The following is an 18,415-nucleotide window of genomic DNA, read 5'->3' on the forward strand; positions in this document are numbered from 1 at the left end:
ACATGAGATGATTGATCAATTCAAAGGTATGAAACCGTCGCGGCGGAATTTCCTGCGGGGTGCGGCCGCCAGTGGTGCGGCCATCGTTGGCGGGGCAACTGCTGCCCGTGCCGAAGGTGAACCCGCTATCCTTGAAAAAAAGCCATGGAGCCAGTTTCTGGGTGCCGGCGTGGACGAGGCCCCATATGGGATGCCATCCAAGTTCGAGGCCCATGTGCGTCGCCAGAACGTGCCATGGTTGACGGCTGATCCTGTCAGCTCGATCAACTTTACCCCGTTGCATGAATTGGACGGGATCATCACGCCAAATGGCCTGTGCTTTGAACGGCACCATTCAGGCGTGGCCGAGGTTGACCCAGCTGAATACCGTTTGATGATCAACGGTCTGGTGGATCGCCCGCTTGTCTTTACCCTGCAAGACCTGATGCGTTTTCCCCGCGAAAACCATGTTTATTTCCTGGAATGCGCCGCCAACACGGGCATGGAATGGGCGGGTTCGCAGTTGAACGGCTGCCAGTTCACCCACGGTATGATCCATAACGTGATGTATACCGGTGTGCCCCTGCGTCTGCTGCTGGCCGAGGCTGGCGTCAAGACAAACGGCAAATGGCTGCTGACCGAAGGTGCCGATGCTTCTGGCATGACCCGTTCCATTCCGATGGAAAAGGCGCTGGATGATTGTCTTGTCGCGTTCAAGATGAACGGCGAGGCATTGCGCCCCGAACAGGGTTACCCCGTCCGCCTTGTCGTCCCCGGTTGGGAAGGCAACATGTGGGTGAAATGGTTGCGCCGCATCGAAGTGGGCGATGAACCATGGCACCACCGCGAAGAAACCAGCAAATACACCGACCTTCTGGCCAATGGTCAGGCACGGCGGTTCACATGGGAAATGGATGCGAAATCCGTCATCACCAGCCCCAGCCCGCAGATGCCCATCAGCCACGGCCCCGGTCCGCTGACCATCAGTGGTGTGGCATGGTCAGGGCGCGGCACGATCCCGCGCGTCGATGTAACAACCGATGGTGGCATCAACTGGCAACAGGCGCGCATCTCTGGCCCGTCGCTCGATAAATCCATGCATCGGTTCTATCTGGACATCCAGTGGGACGGCAAACCGATGCTGCTGCAAAGCCGCGCGCATGACAGCACCGGCTATGTGCAACCAACCAAGGACCAGTTGCGCACGGTCCGTGGCGAAAACTCGATCTATCACAACAACGGCATTCAAACCTGGGCCGTGGACGAACAAGGGGTGGCTGAAAATGTCGAAATTTCTTAAGATTTTCGCACCGGCAAGTGCAGGGGCCGCGTCTGTTCTGACGATGGCATATTTTCTGGCCGATCAGTTCGTGGTGGATATACCCGCACCCGTGCGGGGCGCATTTATTCATCCTGCGCAGGCACAGGAAACGGCAACACCTGCGGTGATTGAACCAACACCGGTCAGCTTGCCCCAAGGCGGTCTGGGTCTTGGCCGCGCCGCCATGCCCATGGAAATTGCCGCTTGGGACATTGATGTGCGTCCTGATGGCCAGGGTCTGCCTGTTGGCAGCGGCGATGTGTTCACGGGCGAAGAAATTTACATCGAAAAATGTTCGGTCTGTCATGGCGACTTTGGCGAAGCACGGGGCCGTTGGCCACAGCTTGCCGGGGGACAGGGCACATTGGAACATGACGATCCGGTCAAGACGATCGGGTCATACTGGCCATATCTATCGACGGTTTATGACTATGTTTACCGGGCGATGCCGTTCGGCGAGGCGCAATCGCTTGAACCGGATGAGGTTTACGCGATCACGGCATATCTGTTGTATCTGAACGATCTGGTCGATGATGATTTCGAACTGAGCAACGCGAATTTCCTGGAAGTTGACATGCCAAATGCTGACAATTTCTTCATGGATGATCGTGCTGAAACAGAGCTGCCGATTTTCGTGTCTGCCGACATCTGCATGGAGAACTGCAAAGACAGTGTCGAGATCACGATGCATGCCAGCGTGATCGACGTGACGCCTGACACCGAAGAAACGGCAATACAGGCTGCTGTGATCGAAACCGCACCGGAACCAGCGGCTGAACCTGAAACCGCTGTTGCCGAAGCTGCCGAAGCACCACATGCCGCCGATCCTGCGTTGATCGCGGCAGGAGAGGCCGCTTTCCGGCAATGTCAGGCTTGCCACCAGGTTGGCGATGGTGCCGTGAACCGGACCGGTCCAGTCCTGAACGGGATGTTGGGCAGAACGATCGGATCGGTTGACGGATTCCGGTATTCCAACGTGTTTGCCGATGCAGCTGGCGCCGGCGAAATATGGACAGAAGAACGCCTTTCCGCGTTTCTGGCCAACCCCCGTCAGGCCATGTCGGGCACGCGGATGTCATTCCGTGGGGTCCGCGATGATGACGAGATCGCGGCGCTGATCGCCTATCTGGAAAGCTTTGCAGACTGATGGTGTTTCAACGGCTTACTGCTTTTGCGCTAATCGGCCTGACGACTGCGACGCAAGTTGGTGCCGAAGCTGGTGGTGATCCGACCCGTGGTGAGGCATTATTCAGGCAATGTTCGGGCTGTCACCAAATTGGCGAAGGGGCTGAAAACCGGATTGGCCCCCAACTGAACCACATCTTTGACCGCGCTGCAGGCGCGGTCGAAGGCTTTCGTTACTCCAATGGCCTTTCCCGTGCGGCGGCTGTTGGTCTGGCGTGGAACTACGACACACTGGATGCGTTCATCGAAAATCCGCGCACATTGGTGTCGAACACCCGGATGAGCTTTCGTGGAATGCCCGACCAGCAGGACCGCGATGATCTTGTTGCCTATCTGCGGGTCTTTTCTGACAGTCCAATGAATATCCCCGAAGCGGCGCCCACGGCCCGCGCAGTTGACCATGCTGTCGCGCCCGAGGTTCTCGCGGTGGTGGGGGATCCGGCTTATGGCGAATATCTGTCGGGCGAATGCACATCCTGCCATCAAAAAAGCGGTGCAAGCGACGGGATTCCTTCGATCACGAACTGGCGGGCAGAGGATTTTGTCATTGCCATGCATGCATACAAGGATGGCGTGCGGGCACACCCGGTGATGCAAATGATGGCGGGGCGCTTGTCCACAGAAGAGATAGCAGCACTTGCGGCGTATTTTGAACGGATCGACCAAAAGGTCTGACAAACCGGGAGAGATAAAATAATGCCTTTGAACAGAAGAACTTTTATTGGCGCCGTTGTCGCTACATCTGGCGTAATAAGCACGCCAATGCTGCGCGCGCAGGGGCGCCCTCGGGTTGTTGTCATCGGCGGGGGTGCGGGCGGCGCGACCGCCGCGCGCTATATCGCCAAGGACAGTGATGGTGCGATTGATGTAACGTTGGTGGAGCCAAGCCGCGCGTATTACACATGTTTTTTCTCAAACCTGTATATCGGTGGTTTCCGCGAGATGAATTCGCTGGGCCACAGCTATGGCACATTGGCCGCTGAATATGGCATCAACGTGGTCCATGATTGGGCCGTGGCCGTTGATCGCGATGCAAAGACGGTGACGCTGGCCAGTGGTGGTGTGCTGCCGTATGATCGGTTGATTGTGTCGCCGGGGATTGATTTCGTCGATGGCGCCGTCAAGGGTTGGGACGTGTCCGCACAAAATGTGATGCCGCATGCCTATAAGGCCGGATCGCAGACTGAACTTCTCAAGGCACAAATCCTGGCCATGCCCGAAGGGGGCACCTTTGCGATGGTCGCCCCACCCAACCCATACCGCTGCCCCCCCGGCCCATACGAGCGGGTGTCGATGGTGGCGCATCTGCTGAAACAGGTGAACCCGACCGCCAAGATTATCGTCGCCGATCCCAAGGCGAACTTTTCCAAACAGGGCCTGTTTGAGGAAGGCTGGGCGGCAAATTATGCCGGTATGATCGAGCGGGTAGGCCCCGAATTTGGTGGCGGTAATGTCGAAGTTGACCCCGTCGCGATGACCATTTCAATCGACGGCGATGTGAACCGCATTGACGTCTGCAATGTCATCCCTGCCATGAAGGCAGGCCGGATCGCACAGATTGCCGGCATCACCGAAGGCAATTGGGCCCCTGTGAATGCGCACGACATGTCTTCAAAAATGGATAGCAATATCCATGTGTTGGGCGATGCCGCAGCGCAGGGTGACATGCCGAAATCGGGCTATGCCGCCAATAGTCAGGCCAAGGTTTGCGCCAATGCTGTGCGCGGTGCGCTGACCGGGTCCACCGTGTTTCCGGCCCGTTTTGCCAATACATGCTGGTCGCTGATTGATACGGACAACGGGGTAAAGGTCGGGGCCACATACGAAGCGACCCCTGAAAAGATCGCAACCGTGAACGGTTTTATCAGTGAGATCGGCGAAAGCGCCGAACTGCGTGCGGCAACCTATCGTGAATCGATCGGTTGGTATGAAGGGATCACGGTTGACATTTTTGGTTGAAATTTATCAGGGCTTTGATCCAGATCAGGGCCCGGATCTGAACAAGCCGCTACCAACAAAACAGAATAGTAGGATACACCACCATGAAAAAATTTCTCATTTCCGCTGCTATTGCGCTGCTGGCCGGACAAGCAGTGGCACAAGATGCAACCACCTACCCATTTGACGGCAGTTTTGCAGATGCGACCTTTGCTGTTGAAAACGCCATTATCGGCAAGGGGCTTGTGATAGATTACGTCAGCCACGTTGGTGAGATGATGAACCGCACGGCGGCCGATGTGGGCAGTGATGTGACGATTTTCGATGCGGCGAATGTGTTTTTGTTCTGTTCGGCACAACTTTCGCGTGAAGTGATGGAGACTGATTACATGAACATCGCGCATTGCCCATATGGTATTTTTGTCGCCGAACGTGAAGGTGAAGTCATGGTCGGTTACCGCAACTATCCCGCAGGCGAAATGCAAAAGGTGCAGGCGCTTCTTGATGACATCGCACACGACGCTATCGGCGAATAGGGCAACGATGAACTATCACAATTTTTTCGAGGCCGCGTTGAGCCGGCTACAAGAGGAAGGCAATTACCGGGTCTTTGCCGATCTCGAACGTCATCGCGGTGCGTTTCCGCAGGCCACCAACCACGGGGACAAGACCCGCGATGTGACGATCTGGTGTTCAAACGACTATCTGGGTATGGGCCAGCATCCTGATGTGATTGCCGCGATGCATGATGCATTGGATCAGGTTGGCGCAGGGGCCGGTGGGACGCGCAACATTTCAGGCACCACGCACAACCATGTGCTGCTAGAGGCTGAACTGGCCGATCTGCATGGCAAAGAGGCGGCTTTGCTGTTCACATCCGGCTATGTGTCGAACTGGGCGGCCCTTGGCACGCTGGCGTCGAAGATGCCGGATTGCCTGGTGCTGTCAGACGCGCTGAACCATGCCAGTATGATCGAAGGCATCCGCCATTCCAAGGCAGAACGCCAGATCTGGCGGCACAATGATGTGGCACATCTTGAAGAATTGCTGGCCGCGCAACCGCTGGACCGGCCCAAGCTGATCGCCTTTGAAAGCGTCTATTCGATGGATGGCGATATTTCCCCCATGGCGGAAATCTGCGATCTGGCAGAAAAATACAACGCAATGACCTATCTGGACGAGGTGCACGCCGTCGGTCTTTACGGTCCGCGCGGTGGTGGCATTGCCGAACGCGAAGGGCTGATGCACCGGATCGATGTTATCGAAGGGACGCTGGGCAAGGCCTTTGGCGTGATGGGCGGTTATATCGCCGCGTCGGCGGCAATTTGCGATTTTGTGCGGTCGTTTGCCAGCGGGTTTATCTTTACCACGGCGCTGCCGCCAGCAATCGCTGCCGGGGCTACTGCGTCAATCAAGCACCTGAAAACCAGTCAGGCTGAACGCGACGCCCATCAGGCCAAAGTGGCCGACGTCCGCGCCCGGCTTGCGGCGATCGGCATTCCGCATATCGACAACCCCAGCCATATCATCCCGGTGATGGTGGGTGATCCGGTGAAATGCAAATACCTGTCCGATATCCTGATGGCTGATTACGGCATCTATATTCAGCCGATCAACTACCCCACTGTTCCCAAGGGCACAGAGCGGCTGCGCATCACCCCGTCGCCGGTGCATAGTCAGGCAGATATCGCGCATCTGGTCAGTGCGTTGGAAACACTTTGGGCGCAGTGCCAGTTGGCGCGTATGCCGATGGCTGCGCAATAGGTTTGACACACGCCAATGCGTGGTCTGCGCCTTGGGGGTAGTCTGAAATCATGTTTGAGTACATCATCGAGACCTACGGTGAAGGCCCTGTTCTGGTTGCGCTGGGCGCACTTGTCGGGGTCTTTTTCGGGGCCACGGCCCAGCATTCGCGATTTTGCCTGCGCGCGGCCACTGTTGAGTTGGCCGAGGGGCATTTCGGCCCGCGTCTGGCGATCTGGCTGGTGGCTTTTTCTGCTGGTGTGGTTGCTGTGCAAACAGCGATCTGGGCAGGCTGGCTTGACGTCAGCCAAAGCCGGCAACTGGCCGCCACCGGCAGCATGTCGGGGGCAATCATCGGCGGGCTGATGTTTGGTGTTGGCATGATCCTTGCGCGCGGTTGCGCCAGCAGGTTGTTGGTGCTGTCTGCCACGGGCAATCTGCGCGCACTTGTCACGGGGCTGGTGCTGACGCTGGTTGCGCAATCGGCCCTGCGGGGCGCGCTGTCGCCCGCGCGCGAGGCGATTTCAAACCTGTGGTCCGTTCCCGGTGGGGCCGCGCGGGATTTGCTGGCGCAATTGGGGCTGACATCCGGCGCGATGGCGCTGATCGGGGGGGGCGTATTTGTCGCGGCACTGGTCTTCGCGGCCGGCAGGCAGGTGCAAGCCAGCAAAATCGCGGCGGCGGCGGGTGTCGGGCTGGCAGTGGCATTGGGCTGGCTTGCGACCTATACCGTGTCCATCAATTCGTTCGCGGTGGTGGCGGTGTCATCCATCACATTCACCGGCCCTGCAACGGACACGCTGATGGGGCTGATCAACAGCCCGACGCTGCCATTGGTCTTTGGCGTGGGCTTGGTGCCGGGGGTTTTTGTGGGGGCCGGGGGCATGGCCCTATTGACCAAAGAAATGAAAATCCAAAGATTTGGCCCGGATAACCCGATGGAAGTCTATTTGATCGGCGCCGCGCTGATGGGGTTTGGCAGCATGTTGGCCGGTGGCTGTGCTGTGGGCGCGGGCATGTCGGGGGGGGCGATATTTGCGCTGACGGCATGGGTCGCGGTGGGGGCCATGTGGCTGGGCGCGATGATTACGCACAGGATTGTTTCACATGCCCCCAAAAGGAAGATGGTCTGATTTATTCAAATTCCATCTGTTCATAAACGCGGCCCGCGTTGCGGGTTGCCAGTTCCTCAAACGTGTCCAGATGGGTATATGCAGACTGGTCCACGTAATACGCCTCGGCCAGACCACCACCTTCGTCGATCAGATTACCGACCTGATTGCGCAGGTGTTCCAGATAGCCTTTGGTATACAGCCGGACCTGATCCATGTTGGTGGGGTGACCATGGCCGGGGATGACGTAGGTCGCGTTCAGCGGCTCGAAGGCAGTGTCCCAGGTTTCCAGCCAGTCACGGGTGTAGGTGTCTTCGAAAATCGGCAACATCCGTTCGTGAAACGCCATGTCACCTGAAATCACAAGGCTTTGGTTTGGCAGCCAGACCACGATATCGCCGGGGCTGTGAGCGGGGCCAAGATAGCGCGCCTCGATCAGGTAGTCGCCCAGTTCCAACGTGTAAGCATCGGTGAAGGTCTGGGTTGGTGCAACGACAGTGGTGCCTGCACTCCGCTCTTTGATCACCTGTTCGGACGATTGCAGGCTTTGAAACCCACGGTCAGCGAATGCGGCGGCGGCATCGACATGGGCGATGATCGGCACGCCCTGTTCGACCCAATAGGCGTTGCCCAGCATCGCATGGCCCTGACCGTTTTCGTTAAAGACCGCCACGACCGGTTCATCGGTGCGCGCCTTGATTTCTGCGTGCAGGGCGGCGGCCAATCCGTAAGACCCGCCCGCATTGACAACCACAACGCCTTTGCCAGTGACGATAAAGCTCAGGTTGTTGTTGTGGCCGGCGTTGTCATAAGTGGCGGGTGCTGTGGCGCCAATGGCAGAAAACACGCCGGGGATGAATTCGACCGGCGCGCTGTAAAGCAATGAACCGGGGTATTGATCGGGGATGTTTTCATTGGCGATTGCCGTGCTGGCCATCAGGATGAAAAGGGCTGTCATTCGCATCATGCGCCCTCGCTTACAAAAACATATCCATCACCTTGCCGCTCGGCACGGCCCAGACCGCCACCGGGCAGGTGAAAACCGATCAGGCGCATCTGGTCGGTCGCCAGTTGATCCAGCAGCGACAGGCGCGTTTTGGCACCCAACGGGCCGTCCTGATCCGAGCCGGAAAGCCATGCGGGCCGTTCAAACGCCAGATGGTGGTTCACGATGCTGTCGCCCACGATCATCACGCTTTCGTTGCCGATGCGCACCTCGAACGCCATATGCCCCGGTGTGTGGCCGGGGGTGGCACGGGCCGCGACACCGGGCAGAACCTCGGCCCCGTCGGTGAACAGGTTGATCCGATCCGACAGTTCGGCCAGCCGGTTGGCGGCCCCTACGGCAAAGGTCTGGCGGCCTGTTTCAATCGTGTTCACGGTGTCGGGGTCGGTCCAGTAATCCCATTCGGCCTGCCCCATGTAATAGGTGGCATCGGGAAAATTCAGATCGTCGAAATCATCCAGCAGACCCCACAGGTGATCGGGGTGGGCATGGGTGAACACCACGTCGGTCACATCAAAAGGGTTCACCCCCAGCGCATCGAATGCATCCGCCAGCTTGCCGGCGCTTGGCATGAAATCGGGGCCGGACCCCACATCGAACAGCACGACCCGGTCGGCGGTGCGCAACAGCGTGACATTGCAGTCGGGTTCCAGCACATCGCCGGTGATCCCGTATTTCGTCAGAATATCTTTCGCCTGATCTGGCGGCATATCCCCCAGTGCAAAGGATCTGGGCAGCACAAGATTGCCATCGCTAAGCGTATCAAGCCTGCGCCCGTCACCCGACAAGGTTGTCTGGCTCCAACTAAGTTGTGGCATGGCAAGGGGCAGCGCTGCGGCAGCGGCACCTTGCAGCAATGTGCGGCGTGTCAGTTTCATGATGTCCTCATATTCCGATTTTTGAATGCTATCATTACCGGAATCAAAAGGGAACAGATTTGACGCTGCCTACAGCCCGAAAGGAAACGTTTCTTCCTCTCCATTGCCTGCCAGCACCGGGGTCGGTGTGACCGCCTTTGTTGTGTCGCACCAGACAAAGGCATCGTATTGGGCGGACAGGCTGGCAAGGCTATAATGGCGCGAGCGTTCGGTATCAGGGCGGTAAATCACGCCGATATAGCGTTCAAGGCGTGGGGCGGACAGCACCCGGCGCATCGCATCGTTGCCGGGGTTGCGAAAATCGAACAGGAACCTGTCCATGTCGATGGCGTGGCACAGCGTCTCGATACTGTCAGCCAATGGGGGGCGGGCGGTTTTCATTTCCATCGGTCCGTCCCAGTCGGACGCGGCTGCAACGGTGCCCGCTGCGGTGCCGAACCCGATCAGCGCGATCACATCGTGATCAAGACTGCCGACGATCAGCAGGCTGGGCGATTGCACCTGATGCAGGAAGTTTTCTGCCAGATCGGGCCGCCCCCCGCGCGACACGACTGTCGCCACCCTGCCGCGCAATTTCGCCGCAGCGACCAGCGCCGCCGCGGCCCCTGTGCTGGCCCCGAACAGCCCGACAGGCAAATCGGCGATATACGTTTCCGAACTGATCCAGACCATCGCCTCGACCACGCGTTCGGCCAGCAGGGGGATGTCAAAGACATTGCGGCGGTCCTGCGCCTCTTGCTCTGTCAAGAGGTCGAACAGAAGTGTCGCAACGCCACGCGCGTTCAGGTCTATGGCAACGCGCTGGTTGCGCGGGCTTAGTCGGCTGGAACCACGACCATGCACAAAGACCACGATGCCTTGCGCATGCTTGGGCACAGTCAGTTCGCCAGTCAGTGCGACCGGTGGAATGGCCACCTACCGCTGGCTGATGATGCGCGCGGCTTTGCCGCCGTTTGCTGGGAATTGCGCCATCAGACGGATGACGTCTTCATCGGTCAACTGGCGAAAATCACGGTAAAATGCGCCAACGCCCCGAAAAAGCCGGGCGCGCAACAGGCAAACGATATCATCCGCCAGCCCGGTCAACGCTGCAAGGGCGCTTTCCGGGGCGACAGGCAAGGCAACGACAATGCGGCGTGCGCCCTGATCTTTCAGCGCGCGCAGGGCGGCTTTCATTGTGGCACCGGTGGCCAGCCCGTCATCAATCACGATGGCGGTGCGGTCTGCGGGGTTTTCACGCGGGCGGTCGCCTAGATACCGTTCCTTGCGCCTGTCAAGTTCGGCAAGCTGCTGGGCTTGGGCGCGGCGAATGAATGTATCGGTGGCACCGGAAATCTGGCGGATATGTTCGTTCATCTCGATCCGGTTGCTGCCTTCGGCAATCGCCCCCAAAGCAACTTCGGGGTTGCCGGGGGCGCCAATCTTGCGCACCAAAATAAGGTCAAGCGGCGCATGCAGCATGTGGGCAACCTGTGCTGCCACCGGCACACCACCGCGCGGCAAGGCATAGATCACTGGATCAACCAGTTTCATTCCGGCCAGTTTCTCGCCCAACTGCCGCCCTGCATCGGTCCGATCCGCAAATCTGAGATAATGGTCTGCCATGTAAAAATGATGCCACCGCGACAGGCCGGGCGGGTTGATCTTGCTCAAATCAATTACCGGAAATCTGGCGCGTATCCACTCGGCGTTTTCTCGCTGATGGCAGGGCATAAGCGACGGTTTTTGATCTGGCGCAATTCAGAGTGCGATTTTTTCTGACACGCTGCTGACAAGTAAGTGCGCACCGTTCCAGCCAAAGGAAATCCGCCGATGATTGTGAAACACGCCTTTCTACAAGATAAAGTCATTTCTGGCGATGGCGTCATGCGTTGCCGGTTATCGGGCATTTCAAAAGAGATTCCGACAGAGCTGCGTAGATACGTGGCCGCTTTGGGCCCCGCACCCAGAAATACATTGGAAACCTTTGTCGATCTGAGCATGTCAGACAATGAAATCGCAACGTATTTTGACATACCACGCCATTGCATTGGCAAGTTGCGCCAGATTTGGAACATCATCCCATAACGCTGTGACCCTTGGTTATTTGACGGTGACGACGATCTGTGTAGCGGAATGCAGCACCTTTTGCGAAACGCTGCCCAAGACTGCAGACCGCACAGTGCCAAGCCCGCGTGACCCCATGACGATCATGTCGGTCATGTGCGCGTCGGCAGCTTCAAGGATTTCATCTGCAAAGTCTCCGTCCAGCACTATGGTTTCGACGTGGCGCGCGCCCAGTTCTTCGCTTCGGTTTTTGGCGTATGTGGTCAACTGTTCCCCAAGGGCTGCGATCAGGCGCATTGATTTCCCCTCTGACCGGCTTGCGGCCAGAAAGTCATAAGGTGTGCGACCACTTGGCACGAAATCCGGGGTATCGGTCTCGGGCACAGATGACACCAAATGTTCGATCTCTGCCATGCGCGCCAATTCTTTGGCGGGGCGTCCCTGCATCAGCACATGCACAATCACCAGTTTTGCATCCAGTGACTTTGCCAGTTCTGCCGCAACATCCAGCGCCCGACGGCCGTTGTCAGATCCGTCGTAAGCCGCCAAAAGGTTCTTGATCATTTTGGATTCCCTTCATGTTCTGGTGCTTTGGCACGATGCTAACGGACCCGCCGGTTTGCCGGTTGATCAGGGTCAATGCGGGTTTATTCGGTGGCCCGCCGGGTGACGTGATGGCGGGGGTGCGAATAAAGATAATCCCGTGTTGCAGGGACCGCATCGATCTTGCGCGATAGTTGCAACTGGAAAACGGCCTGTTGGCCGTGCCGGAACGTCTGTTCGCTGGCGGCCAGATAAAATCGCCACATCCGCACAAAGCGTTCATCATAAATCGCGGCGACAGCATCGCGGTTCGCGTTGAAACGATCAAACCAGTGGCGCAGGGTACAGGCGTGATGCAGGCGCAATACCCTCGAAGTCGGCAAGCCAAAGCTGGGTATTTTCGACCGCGCGCATGCCTTCTGACAAGGTTGGAATATAGCCGCCGGGAAAGATATATTTTTTGATCCAGGGGTTTTTCGCCTCTGCCGGGATGCGCGCCGGTTGGGGTGGTTCAGTGACGCAAAATTCCCTGTCGGTTTCACTGACTTTCGACTGGATAAACAATTGCGTTCCGCCGGCGAATATTTCACTGCCAAATGAATCGAACAGGCTGTCCATCTCGTTGCGCAAGGCTGTGATCGGGTTGTCGGCGCTGGCGCGGCCATAACAAAGTGCACCGACGGGCAATTGAGCAAAGTCAAATGCCGGACATGTTTCTCTGTTACACAGGGCTGGTTTTCGAAAGGGTCCAAGATGTCCGGGACAGCGCGCGCTTTGCAAGTTGACAACCGCCTGGTCGCTGACAAGCTGGAAACGGTTGCCGAATTGCTGGACCGCCAGAAGGCCAACCCGTTTCGCATAAGGGCCTACCGCGATGCCGCGACATATCTGACAACATTGCCACAGCCCGTCAGTGCCGTGCTTGCCAAAGGGGGTGCCCGCGCACTGGAAGCATTACCCACGATCGGCCCGTCGATTGCAGCAGCGATTGTTGAAATTTTGCAAACCGGGGATCTGCGCATGTTGCAAACGTTGCGCGGTGATCTGGACCCCGAGAAGTTGTTTCAAGTGATACCAACGATCGGGCCGGCACTGGCTGCGGCGATTCACGAAAACCTTGGCATCGACACGTTAGAGGCACTGGAGGCGGCAGCTCTTGACGGCAGGCTTGCCACTGTCGCAGGTTTCGGGCCGCGCCGTGTGCGCAGCGTTCTTTATGCGTTGGACGGTTTGCTGGCGCGGCGGCGGATGCTTGGTGCGGGGGCTGATCAGCTGCCGCCTCCGGTGCCAAAGGTGCTGGATATTGACCGTGAATACCGGATGCGGGCGCAGGGCGGATTATTGCCGATGATCGCACCGAAACGGTTCAACCCCTCAAAAATAGCTTGGTTGCCAATTCTGCATGCGCAAAGGGGCGACTGGCATTTTACAGCCACGTTTTCAAATACCCAACGGGCGCATCAACTGGGCCGGACCGATGATTGGGTCGTCATCCGCTATGACAAGGACAGCGCGGCAGTGGGGCAATGCACGGTTGTGACCGAACAGCGTGGGCCGTTGGCGGGCAAGCGCGTGGTGCGAGGCCACGAGGCCGCTAGCGCGGCCTATCATGCCGGATCGATCCGGTGACTTTGCGGCATGTGAAAAACTGGCATACCTCGGAAAACCTGCTTATCGTAAAGCGGTAACACTTCGATTTCCAAGGGCACGTGGCATGGCGAAAAAGAACGATAATCGACCGCGCCGCACGCCTGGCATGACAACCGACACCCCCAAGGCCCCTGCGGCGGCCCCACCCCGCAACGCTGAAAATCGCGCTGGGTTGGTTGTTGGGCTTGGCGCCTCTGCTGGCGGGTTGCAGGCCCTCAGCCGTTTTCTCAATGCGATGCCCGCAACAAGTGGCGCGGCGTTTGTCGTGATCCATCACGCGGACCCCGACCATGAAAGCCTGATGGTTGATCTGCTGGCCAAGCAGACCGACATGACCGTTGTTTTTGCACAGGATAAAACCCCTATCTTGCCCAACCACGTCTATGTGATTCCGCCAAAATGGTTTTTGCAGGTTGAAAAAGGGCACCTGCGCCTGACAGAGCCGATCGCGCAACATGGGGTGCGATTGCCGATCAATGTCTTCCTGCGGTCGCTGGCCGCTGATCAGGAACAAAATGCGGTGGCGATCATCCTGTCGGGAACCGGCAGTGACGGTGCGCAAGGCAGCCAGAGCATCAAAGAACACGGCGGGCTGGTGCTGGTGCAAGACCCTGATGAGGCCGCACATGATGGAATGCCCCGCAGCGCGCTTGCCACCGAAGCGGCAGACCACGTTTTGCCGGTGGATGACATGCCTGCCATCATCGCGAAATACGCCAAGCACCCCTACAGCGCCGATGGTCGCGCCGCCAAGGCATTGGGTGAAAATGCACGCAGGGTATTGGAACAGATCATTTCGACCCTGAATGCCGCGACTCCGATCAATTTCGCAATGTACAAGACTGGCACGATGCTGCGGCGGATCCAACGCCGCATGGCGCTGCATCACATGGAAGATTCGCACGAATATCTTGCGCTGTTAAAAGACAATCCGACCGAGGTGATGCGCCTTTGCAGTGATCTTTTGATCAGCGTAACGTCGTTTTTCCGCGATCCGGATACCTTTGATTATCTGGCGCAGAACGTGCTGCCCGGTCTGGTTGCGGGCCGGTCCGCCGGTCCGCCGATCCGGGTTTGGGTCCCGGCCTGCGCCACCGGCGAAGAAGCCTATTCGCTGGCCATGCTGTTGATCGAGGCGATTTCCAATTCAGGCAAAGACATCAAGTTGCAGGTCTTTGCATCTGACGTTGATGAAAATGCGCTTGCTGTGGCCCGGGCCGGCATCTACCCTGAAACCATCGCGGCTGCGGTCAATCCCGACCGCCTGGCGCGGTTTTTCTTCAAACACCATCACACCTATCGCGTCATTCCTGCATTGCGTGATGCGGTTGTTTTCACAAACCAAAACATTTTGGCGGATGCGCCGTTTTCCAAGATTGATCTGGTCTCTTGCCGCAATCTTTTGATTTATCTGAACCCTTATGCGCAGGAACAGGTTATCCGGATGTTCCATTTCGCCCTGAATGAACACGGAATATTGTTTCTGGGACCATCGGAGACAGCCAATAATCACGAAATCTATTTTCGCCCAAAGTCTAAAAAATACAGGGTTTATGAACGTCTGGCCGCGCTGGGGCAGCGGCCATATGAATTGTCTTTGCCGCGCCGGATGTTTGCGGAATCACATGTGCCGCCCCCGCAGTCGACTGAACCGCAATCGAGCCGACGTTTGGCAGACCTGAGCCAAAAACTTTTGATCGAACGCTACGCGCCCGCTGCGGTGTTGATCAATGCGCGGATGGAATGCCTTTATTTCCAAGGTCCGACAGACCGTTACCTCAAGGTGCCGACAGGAGAGGCAAACCAGAACCTCTTGGCGATGGCGCGCGACGGGATTGGTGCGCAAATGGGCAGCGCCGTGCGGGCCGCCATTCACCAAAACAAGAATGTAACGCGCATTTCTGTGGTAAACCGCGACGGCGATAATGTGACGTTCAGGATTGATGTGCATCCCATGGCCATTGATGATGCGCGGCTGTTCCTTGTCGCCTTTTCCGATCAGGTACAGCCCGACACCAGCATGATGCTGGATGATGTTCCAAAAGACAGCTGTGCCTATCGCCAACTGGAAGCCGAGCTTGAGACGACCCGCCAGGATCTTCAGGATACGATACGGGATTTCGAGCTTTCGACAGAAGAGTTGAAGGCCACGCATGAAGAAGCGATGTCGATGAACGAAGAGTTTCAATCGACAAACGAAGAACTGGAAACGTCCCGGGAAGAATTGCAATCGCTGAATGAGGAATTGACCACGCTGAATGCCCAGTTGCAGCAAAAGGTCGATGAAGAACATGCTCTTTCAGATGATTTGCACAACTTGCTGTTCAGTGCGGGCATTGCCACGCTGTTTCTTGACCGTGATCTAAAGATCAAGCTGTTCACCCCCGCGATGCGACAATTGTTCAATCTGATCGCCACTGATGTGGGCCGTCCCTTTGGTGATATCACGGGCAAGGTGCATGATCCTGCGCTGATCAAAGATGCGCAGCGGGTCATGGCCGGCCAGTCCCCGGTCGATGTAGAAGTAAAATCGGACAGCGGCGCATGGTATATCAGGCGCGTCCTGCCCTACAAAATGCAAAACGGGCAGACGAACGGCGTTGTCATCACCTTTAGCGAAGTGACCGAGATCAAGCAGATTCAAGAGGCACACGAACAGGCAAAGTGGTTTTCCGACAATATTATCGCCACCATCCGCGAGCCGCTGCTGGTGCTGGATAAAGACTTCAACATCGTTCTTGCCAGCCGGTCGTTTCACCAGATGTTCCAGACAATACCGGCGCAGACGGATGGGCAAAACCTGTTCCAATTGCAGAACGCAAAGTGGAATCAGCGGCAACTGCGTGATCTGCTGGAACGGGTCTTGCCCGACCAGACAACAGTAGAAAGCTATCAGATCACCATTGAAACCGCGGCGGTTGGTCCAAGGACCATGGTGCTAAATGCCCGCCGGTTGGAAGGCAACCGCCTTGAGAGTGATCTGATCCTGTTGGCGATCGAGGACATGACAGACCTATTGACGATGCAGCGCGATCTGGAAGAACGGCAGGCCCGCCTGCGCGCGATTGTCGATGCCGCACCGGAAGCGATTGTCACGGTAGATGAAAAAGGGATCATCGGAAGTTTCAGCCCTGCGGCCGAGTTGATCTTGGGGTTTCCAGCTGAAGAAGTCATTGGCAAGAACGTCAGCGTCCTGATGCCGGAACCGGACCGCAGCAAGCATGATGGCTATATGACCCGCTATCTGACGACCGGTGAAAAACGGGTGATCGACATAGGCCGTGAAACGCAGGCTGTCCGCAAGGATGGCCAGATCATCCCTGTCAGGTTAACGGTTGCCGAATGGTGGCTTGAAGGTGCCCGATACTTTACCGGTATCATTCATGATCTGACCGAAGACATGAAGCGCCGCGAGGCTTTGAGCCGTGCCCAGAAAATGGAGGCTGTCGGCCAACTGACAGGCGGTATGGCCCATGATTTTAACAACCTGCTTACCATTATTATCGGCAATCTGGAATTGCTGGATATGAAATTGACCGATGACGGCACGCGCGCCCTGCTGCAAGAGGCGTTGGATGCCTCTAACCTTGGCGCGGAACTGACAAAGCAGTTGCTGGCATTTTCCGCCAATCAGGCGCTCATTCCAAATCCTGTTGATCTGAACGAACTTGTCCGGTCGATGGTGCCGCTGATTTTGCGGACACTGGGTGACAAGATCAAGCTGGAAACAAAGCTGATTGACGAGTTGTGCCCGACGCTGGCCGACAAGGGGCAGGTTGAAAATGCGATCCTGAACCTTGCGTTGAACGCGCGCGATGCCATGCCTGATGGCGGCGTTCTGAGCATTGCAACGCGCTGCGTGAATTTGGATTCGGATTATACGTCAACGCAAATAGACCTGAAACCGGGGGCCTATTTGGCGCTCTATGTGACCGATACCGGCCAAGGGATGCCGCCAGAGGTCGTAGACCGTGCGTTTGAGCCATTTTTCACGACAAAAGGCCCGCGCGCCGGTTCGGGGCTGGGGCTGAGCATGGTTTATGGTTTTGCAAAACAGTCGGGCGGTCACGTCGCGATCTATAGCGAAGTCGGTTATGGGACGACGATTTCACTGTATTTACCGGTCATTGAAAGCGCGGGGCAAGTGGAAATGGAGCGTGCCCATGCAGAACTTCCCAAATCCCACAATGAAACAATCCTTGTTGTGGACGATGACCCGCAGGTCCGGCGCCTGACGGGTATTCGGCTGCAGGAATTGGGCTATCAGGTTGTTGTCGCAGAAGACGGACCATCTGCAATGACGGTCCTGAACGGTAACCCCAACATTCAACTGATGTTGACCGATGTTGTCATGCCCGGAGGGATGTCGGGGTTTGATTTGGCTGAACGCGCCCGACAGGTTTACCCAAACCTGAAAATCCTGCTTGCAACAGGATATGCCAAAGGAATTGGAAACGGCCTGATGGAACGGGCGGCGCAGTATAACATTCTGCGCAAACCCTATAACCTCTATCAACTGGCTTGGTCGCTGCGCCGAGAACTGGATTGAATCCCGCCTGTTTGATGTTTGCCACGTCGGCGTGTCGTGGCCGCGCTGGCGCATGGGATGCACCCCTGTGGTATTCTGCGATCGGCGACGTGGCGATCAGATAATCGCGTGGCGCATCCGTGCGGAAACCAGTTCGCTCAGCACGACAGTAGCAAGGACCAAAAGCAGGATGACCGTGATCTGGCTCCAGGCCAGCGTGTTCGGCGACGCTGGTAGTTTCAGGCCGATGCCGCCTGCGCCAACCAGCCCAAGGATCGTGCTTTCGCGGATATTGATATCCCAGCGAAAAACGGCGATCCCCCAAAAGGCGGGCATGATCTGGGGGACAATCGCATCGTTCGTATGCGCCGTTCCTGCCCCATTGATTTCTGCGGTTTACCGTCGCTGACCGAACGGCGTCTCAAGAGGTGGTCCTGCTTTTTTGACCAGATTGCAGCCCAGTTAAGGTGGATCAGGGTTTCCTAT

At 57.2% G+C, this 18,415-nt stretch carries 16 protein-coding genes and 1 pseudogene; 9 read left to right on the forward strand and 8 right to left on the reverse strand.

The annotated features are described in order from the left end of the window. The first annotated feature begins 7 nt into the window (after positions 1-7). The 7 genes from soxC (at position 8) to IBX59_RS03735 (ending at position 7,299) form a co-directional block, all read left to right on the forward strand. On the forward strand, positions 8-1,279 hold the full coding sequence (gene soxC / locus IBX59_RS03705) for a sulfite dehydrogenase (protein WP_296372529.1): 1,272 nt from the start codon (positions 8-10) through the stop codon (positions 1,277-1,279). After that, entirely contained in the window at positions 1,263-2,447 is a 1,185-nt protein-coding gene (locus tag IBX59_RS03710) for a c-type cytochrome (protein ID WP_296372531.1), read from the forward strand. Before soxC ends, IBX59_RS03710 begins: the two co-directional genes overlap by 17 nt. Continuing rightward, positions 2,447-3,160, forward strand: a complete 714-nt coding sequence (locus tag IBX59_RS03715; protein WP_296372533.1) for a c-type cytochrome — start codon at positions 2,447-2,449, stop codon at positions 3,158-3,160. The genes IBX59_RS03710 and IBX59_RS03715 overlap by 1 nt, the downstream gene beginning before the upstream one ends. A gap of 21 nt (positions 3,161-3,181) precedes the next feature. Beyond that, on the forward strand, positions 3,182-4,444 hold the full coding sequence (locus IBX59_RS03720; RefSeq protein ID WP_296372535.1) for an NAD(P)/FAD-dependent oxidoreductase: 1,263 nt from the start codon (positions 3,182-3,184) through the stop codon (positions 4,442-4,444). A gap of 83 nt (positions 4,445-4,527) precedes the next feature. After that, positions 4,528-4,959, forward strand: a complete 432-nt coding sequence (locus IBX59_RS03725) for a DUF302 domain-containing protein (RefSeq protein ID WP_296372537.1) — start codon at positions 4,528-4,530, stop codon at positions 4,957-4,959. 7 nt (positions 4,960-4,966) lie between these two features. After that, positions 4,967-6,187, forward strand: a complete 1,221-nt coding sequence (gene hemA / locus IBX59_RS03730) for a 5-aminolevulinate synthase (protein WP_296372538.1) — start codon at positions 4,967-4,969, stop codon at positions 6,185-6,187. Between the two features lie 50 nt (positions 6,188-6,237). Then, complete coding sequence (locus IBX59_RS03735) at positions 6,238-7,299, forward strand: YeeE/YedE family protein (RefSeq protein ID WP_296372540.1); 1,062 nt, start codon at positions 6,238-6,240, stop codon at positions 7,297-7,299. A 1-nt stretch (position 7,300) separates the two neighbouring features. On the opposite strand, the gene IBX59_RS03740 is transcribed toward IBX59_RS03735, so the two are convergent. The 7 genes from IBX59_RS03740 to IBX59_RS03770 all read right to left on the reverse strand — a co-directional run bounded on the left by IBX59_RS03740 (position 7,301) and on the right by IBX59_RS03770 (position 12,531). Next, positions 7,301-8,245 (reverse strand): MBL fold metallo-hydrolase, encoded by a 945-nt coding sequence (locus IBX59_RS03740; RefSeq protein WP_296372542.1) that lies wholly within the window; start codon positions 8,243-8,245, stop codon positions 7,301-7,303. Continuing rightward, the gene (locus tag IBX59_RS03745) at positions 8,242-9,162 is read right to left on the reverse strand and encodes an MBL fold metallo-hydrolase (RefSeq protein ID WP_296372543.1); all 921 of its coding nucleotides are present in this window, start codon (positions 9,160-9,162) and stop codon (positions 8,242-8,244) included. The genes IBX59_RS03740 and IBX59_RS03745 overlap by 4 nt, the downstream gene beginning before the upstream one ends. A gap of 69 nt (positions 9,163-9,231) precedes the next feature. Further along, positions 9,232-10,077 (reverse strand): erythromycin esterase family protein, encoded by an 846-nt coding sequence (locus IBX59_RS03750; RefSeq protein WP_296372547.1) that lies wholly within the window; start codon positions 10,075-10,077, stop codon positions 9,232-9,234. Further along, complete coding sequence (locus IBX59_RS03755) at positions 10,078-10,815, reverse strand: phosphoribosyltransferase (protein ID WP_296372549.1); 738 nt, start codon at positions 10,813-10,815, stop codon at positions 10,078-10,080. A gap of 429 nt (positions 10,816-11,244) precedes the next feature. Then, the gene (locus tag IBX59_RS03760) at positions 11,245-11,772 is read right to left on the reverse strand and encodes a universal stress protein (protein ID WP_296372551.1); all 528 of its coding nucleotides are present in this window, start codon (positions 11,770-11,772) and stop codon (positions 11,245-11,247) included. A gap of 83 nt (positions 11,773-11,855) precedes the next feature. Then, on the reverse strand, positions 11,856-12,188 hold the full coding sequence (locus tag IBX59_RS03765; RefSeq protein ID WP_296372567.1) for a class I SAM-dependent methyltransferase: 333 nt from the start codon (positions 12,186-12,188) through the stop codon (positions 11,856-11,858). After that, entirely contained in the window at positions 12,076-12,531 is a 456-nt protein-coding gene (locus tag IBX59_RS03770) for a class I SAM-dependent methyltransferase (protein ID WP_296372569.1), read from the reverse strand. Before IBX59_RS03770 ends, IBX59_RS03765 begins: the two co-directional genes overlap by 113 nt. Between IBX59_RS03770 and IBX59_RS03775 the strand changes: the two genes are divergently transcribed. After that, on the forward strand, positions 12,505-13,380 hold the full coding sequence (locus IBX59_RS03775) for a helix-hairpin-helix domain-containing protein (protein WP_296372554.1): 876 nt from the start codon (positions 12,505-12,507) through the stop codon (positions 13,378-13,380). The two genes, IBX59_RS03770 and IBX59_RS03775, sit on opposite strands and share 27 nt — an antisense overlap. A gap of 85 nt (positions 13,381-13,465) precedes the next feature. Beyond that, positions 13,466-17,950 carry a chemotaxis protein CheB gene (locus IBX59_RS03780; RefSeq protein WP_296372556.1) on the forward strand — a complete coding sequence of 1,495 codons (4,485 nt, stop codon included), beginning with the start codon at positions 13,466-13,468 and terminating at the stop codon, positions 17,948-17,950. A gap of 96 nt (positions 17,951-18,046) precedes the next feature. Here the strand turns inward: IBX59_RS03780 and IBX59_RS03785 are convergent. Beyond that, a pseudogene (locus tag IBX59_RS03785) lies at positions 18,047-18,280 on the reverse strand (PhnE/PtxC family ABC transporter permease); the annotation flags it as partial. Positions 18,281-18,415: the final 135 nt, after the last annotated feature.

It is taken from the genome of Yoonia sp., from assembly GCF_014859355.1.
GTDB lineage: Bacteria > Pseudomonadota > Alphaproteobacteria > Rhodobacterales > Rhodobacteraceae > Yoonia.

Excerpts from the sequence above, each read along its gene's own strand:
- soxC (WP_296372529.1), top strand. The coding sequence starts at position 8 with ATGATTGATCAATTCAAAGGTATGAAACCGTCGCGGCGGAATTTCCTG.
- IBX59_RS03710 (WP_296372531.1), top strand. The coding sequence starts at position 1,263 with ATGTCGAAATTTCTTAAGATTTTCGCACCGGCAAGTGCAGGGGCCGCG.
- IBX59_RS03715 (WP_296372533.1), top strand. The coding sequence starts at position 2,447 with ATGGTGTTTCAACGGCTTACTGCTTTTGCGCTAATCGGCCTGACGACT.
- IBX59_RS03720 (WP_296372535.1), top strand. The coding sequence starts at position 3,182 with ATGCCTTTGAACAGAAGAACTTTTATTGGCGCCGTTGTCGCTACATCT.
- IBX59_RS03725 (WP_296372537.1), top strand. The coding sequence starts at position 4,528 with ATGAAAAAATTTCTCATTTCCGCTGCTATTGCGCTGCTGGCCGGACAA.
- hemA (WP_296372538.1), top strand. The coding sequence starts at position 4,967 with ATGAACTATCACAATTTTTTCGAGGCCGCGTTGAGCCGGCTACAAGAG.
- IBX59_RS03735 (WP_296372540.1), top strand. The coding sequence starts at position 6,238 with ATGTTTGAGTACATCATCGAGACCTACGGTGAAGGCCCTGTTCTGGTT.
- IBX59_RS03740 (WP_296372542.1), bottom strand. The coding sequence starts at position 8,245 with ATGATGCGAATGACAGCCCTTTTCATCCTGATGGCCAGCACGGCAATC.
- IBX59_RS03745 (WP_296372543.1), bottom strand. The coding sequence starts at position 9,162 with ATGAAACTGACACGCCGCACATTGCTGCAAGGTGCCGCTGCCGCAGCG.
- IBX59_RS03760 (WP_296372551.1), bottom strand. The coding sequence starts at position 11,772 with ATGATCAAGAACCTTTTGGCGGCTTACGACGGATCTGACAACGGCCGT.
- IBX59_RS03775 (WP_296372554.1), top strand. The coding sequence starts at position 12,505 with ATGTCCGGGACAGCGCGCGCTTTGCAAGTTGACAACCGCCTGGTCGCT.
- IBX59_RS03780 (WP_296372556.1), top strand. The coding sequence starts at position 13,466 with ATGGCGAAAAAGAACGATAATCGACCGCGCCGCACGCCTGGCATGACA.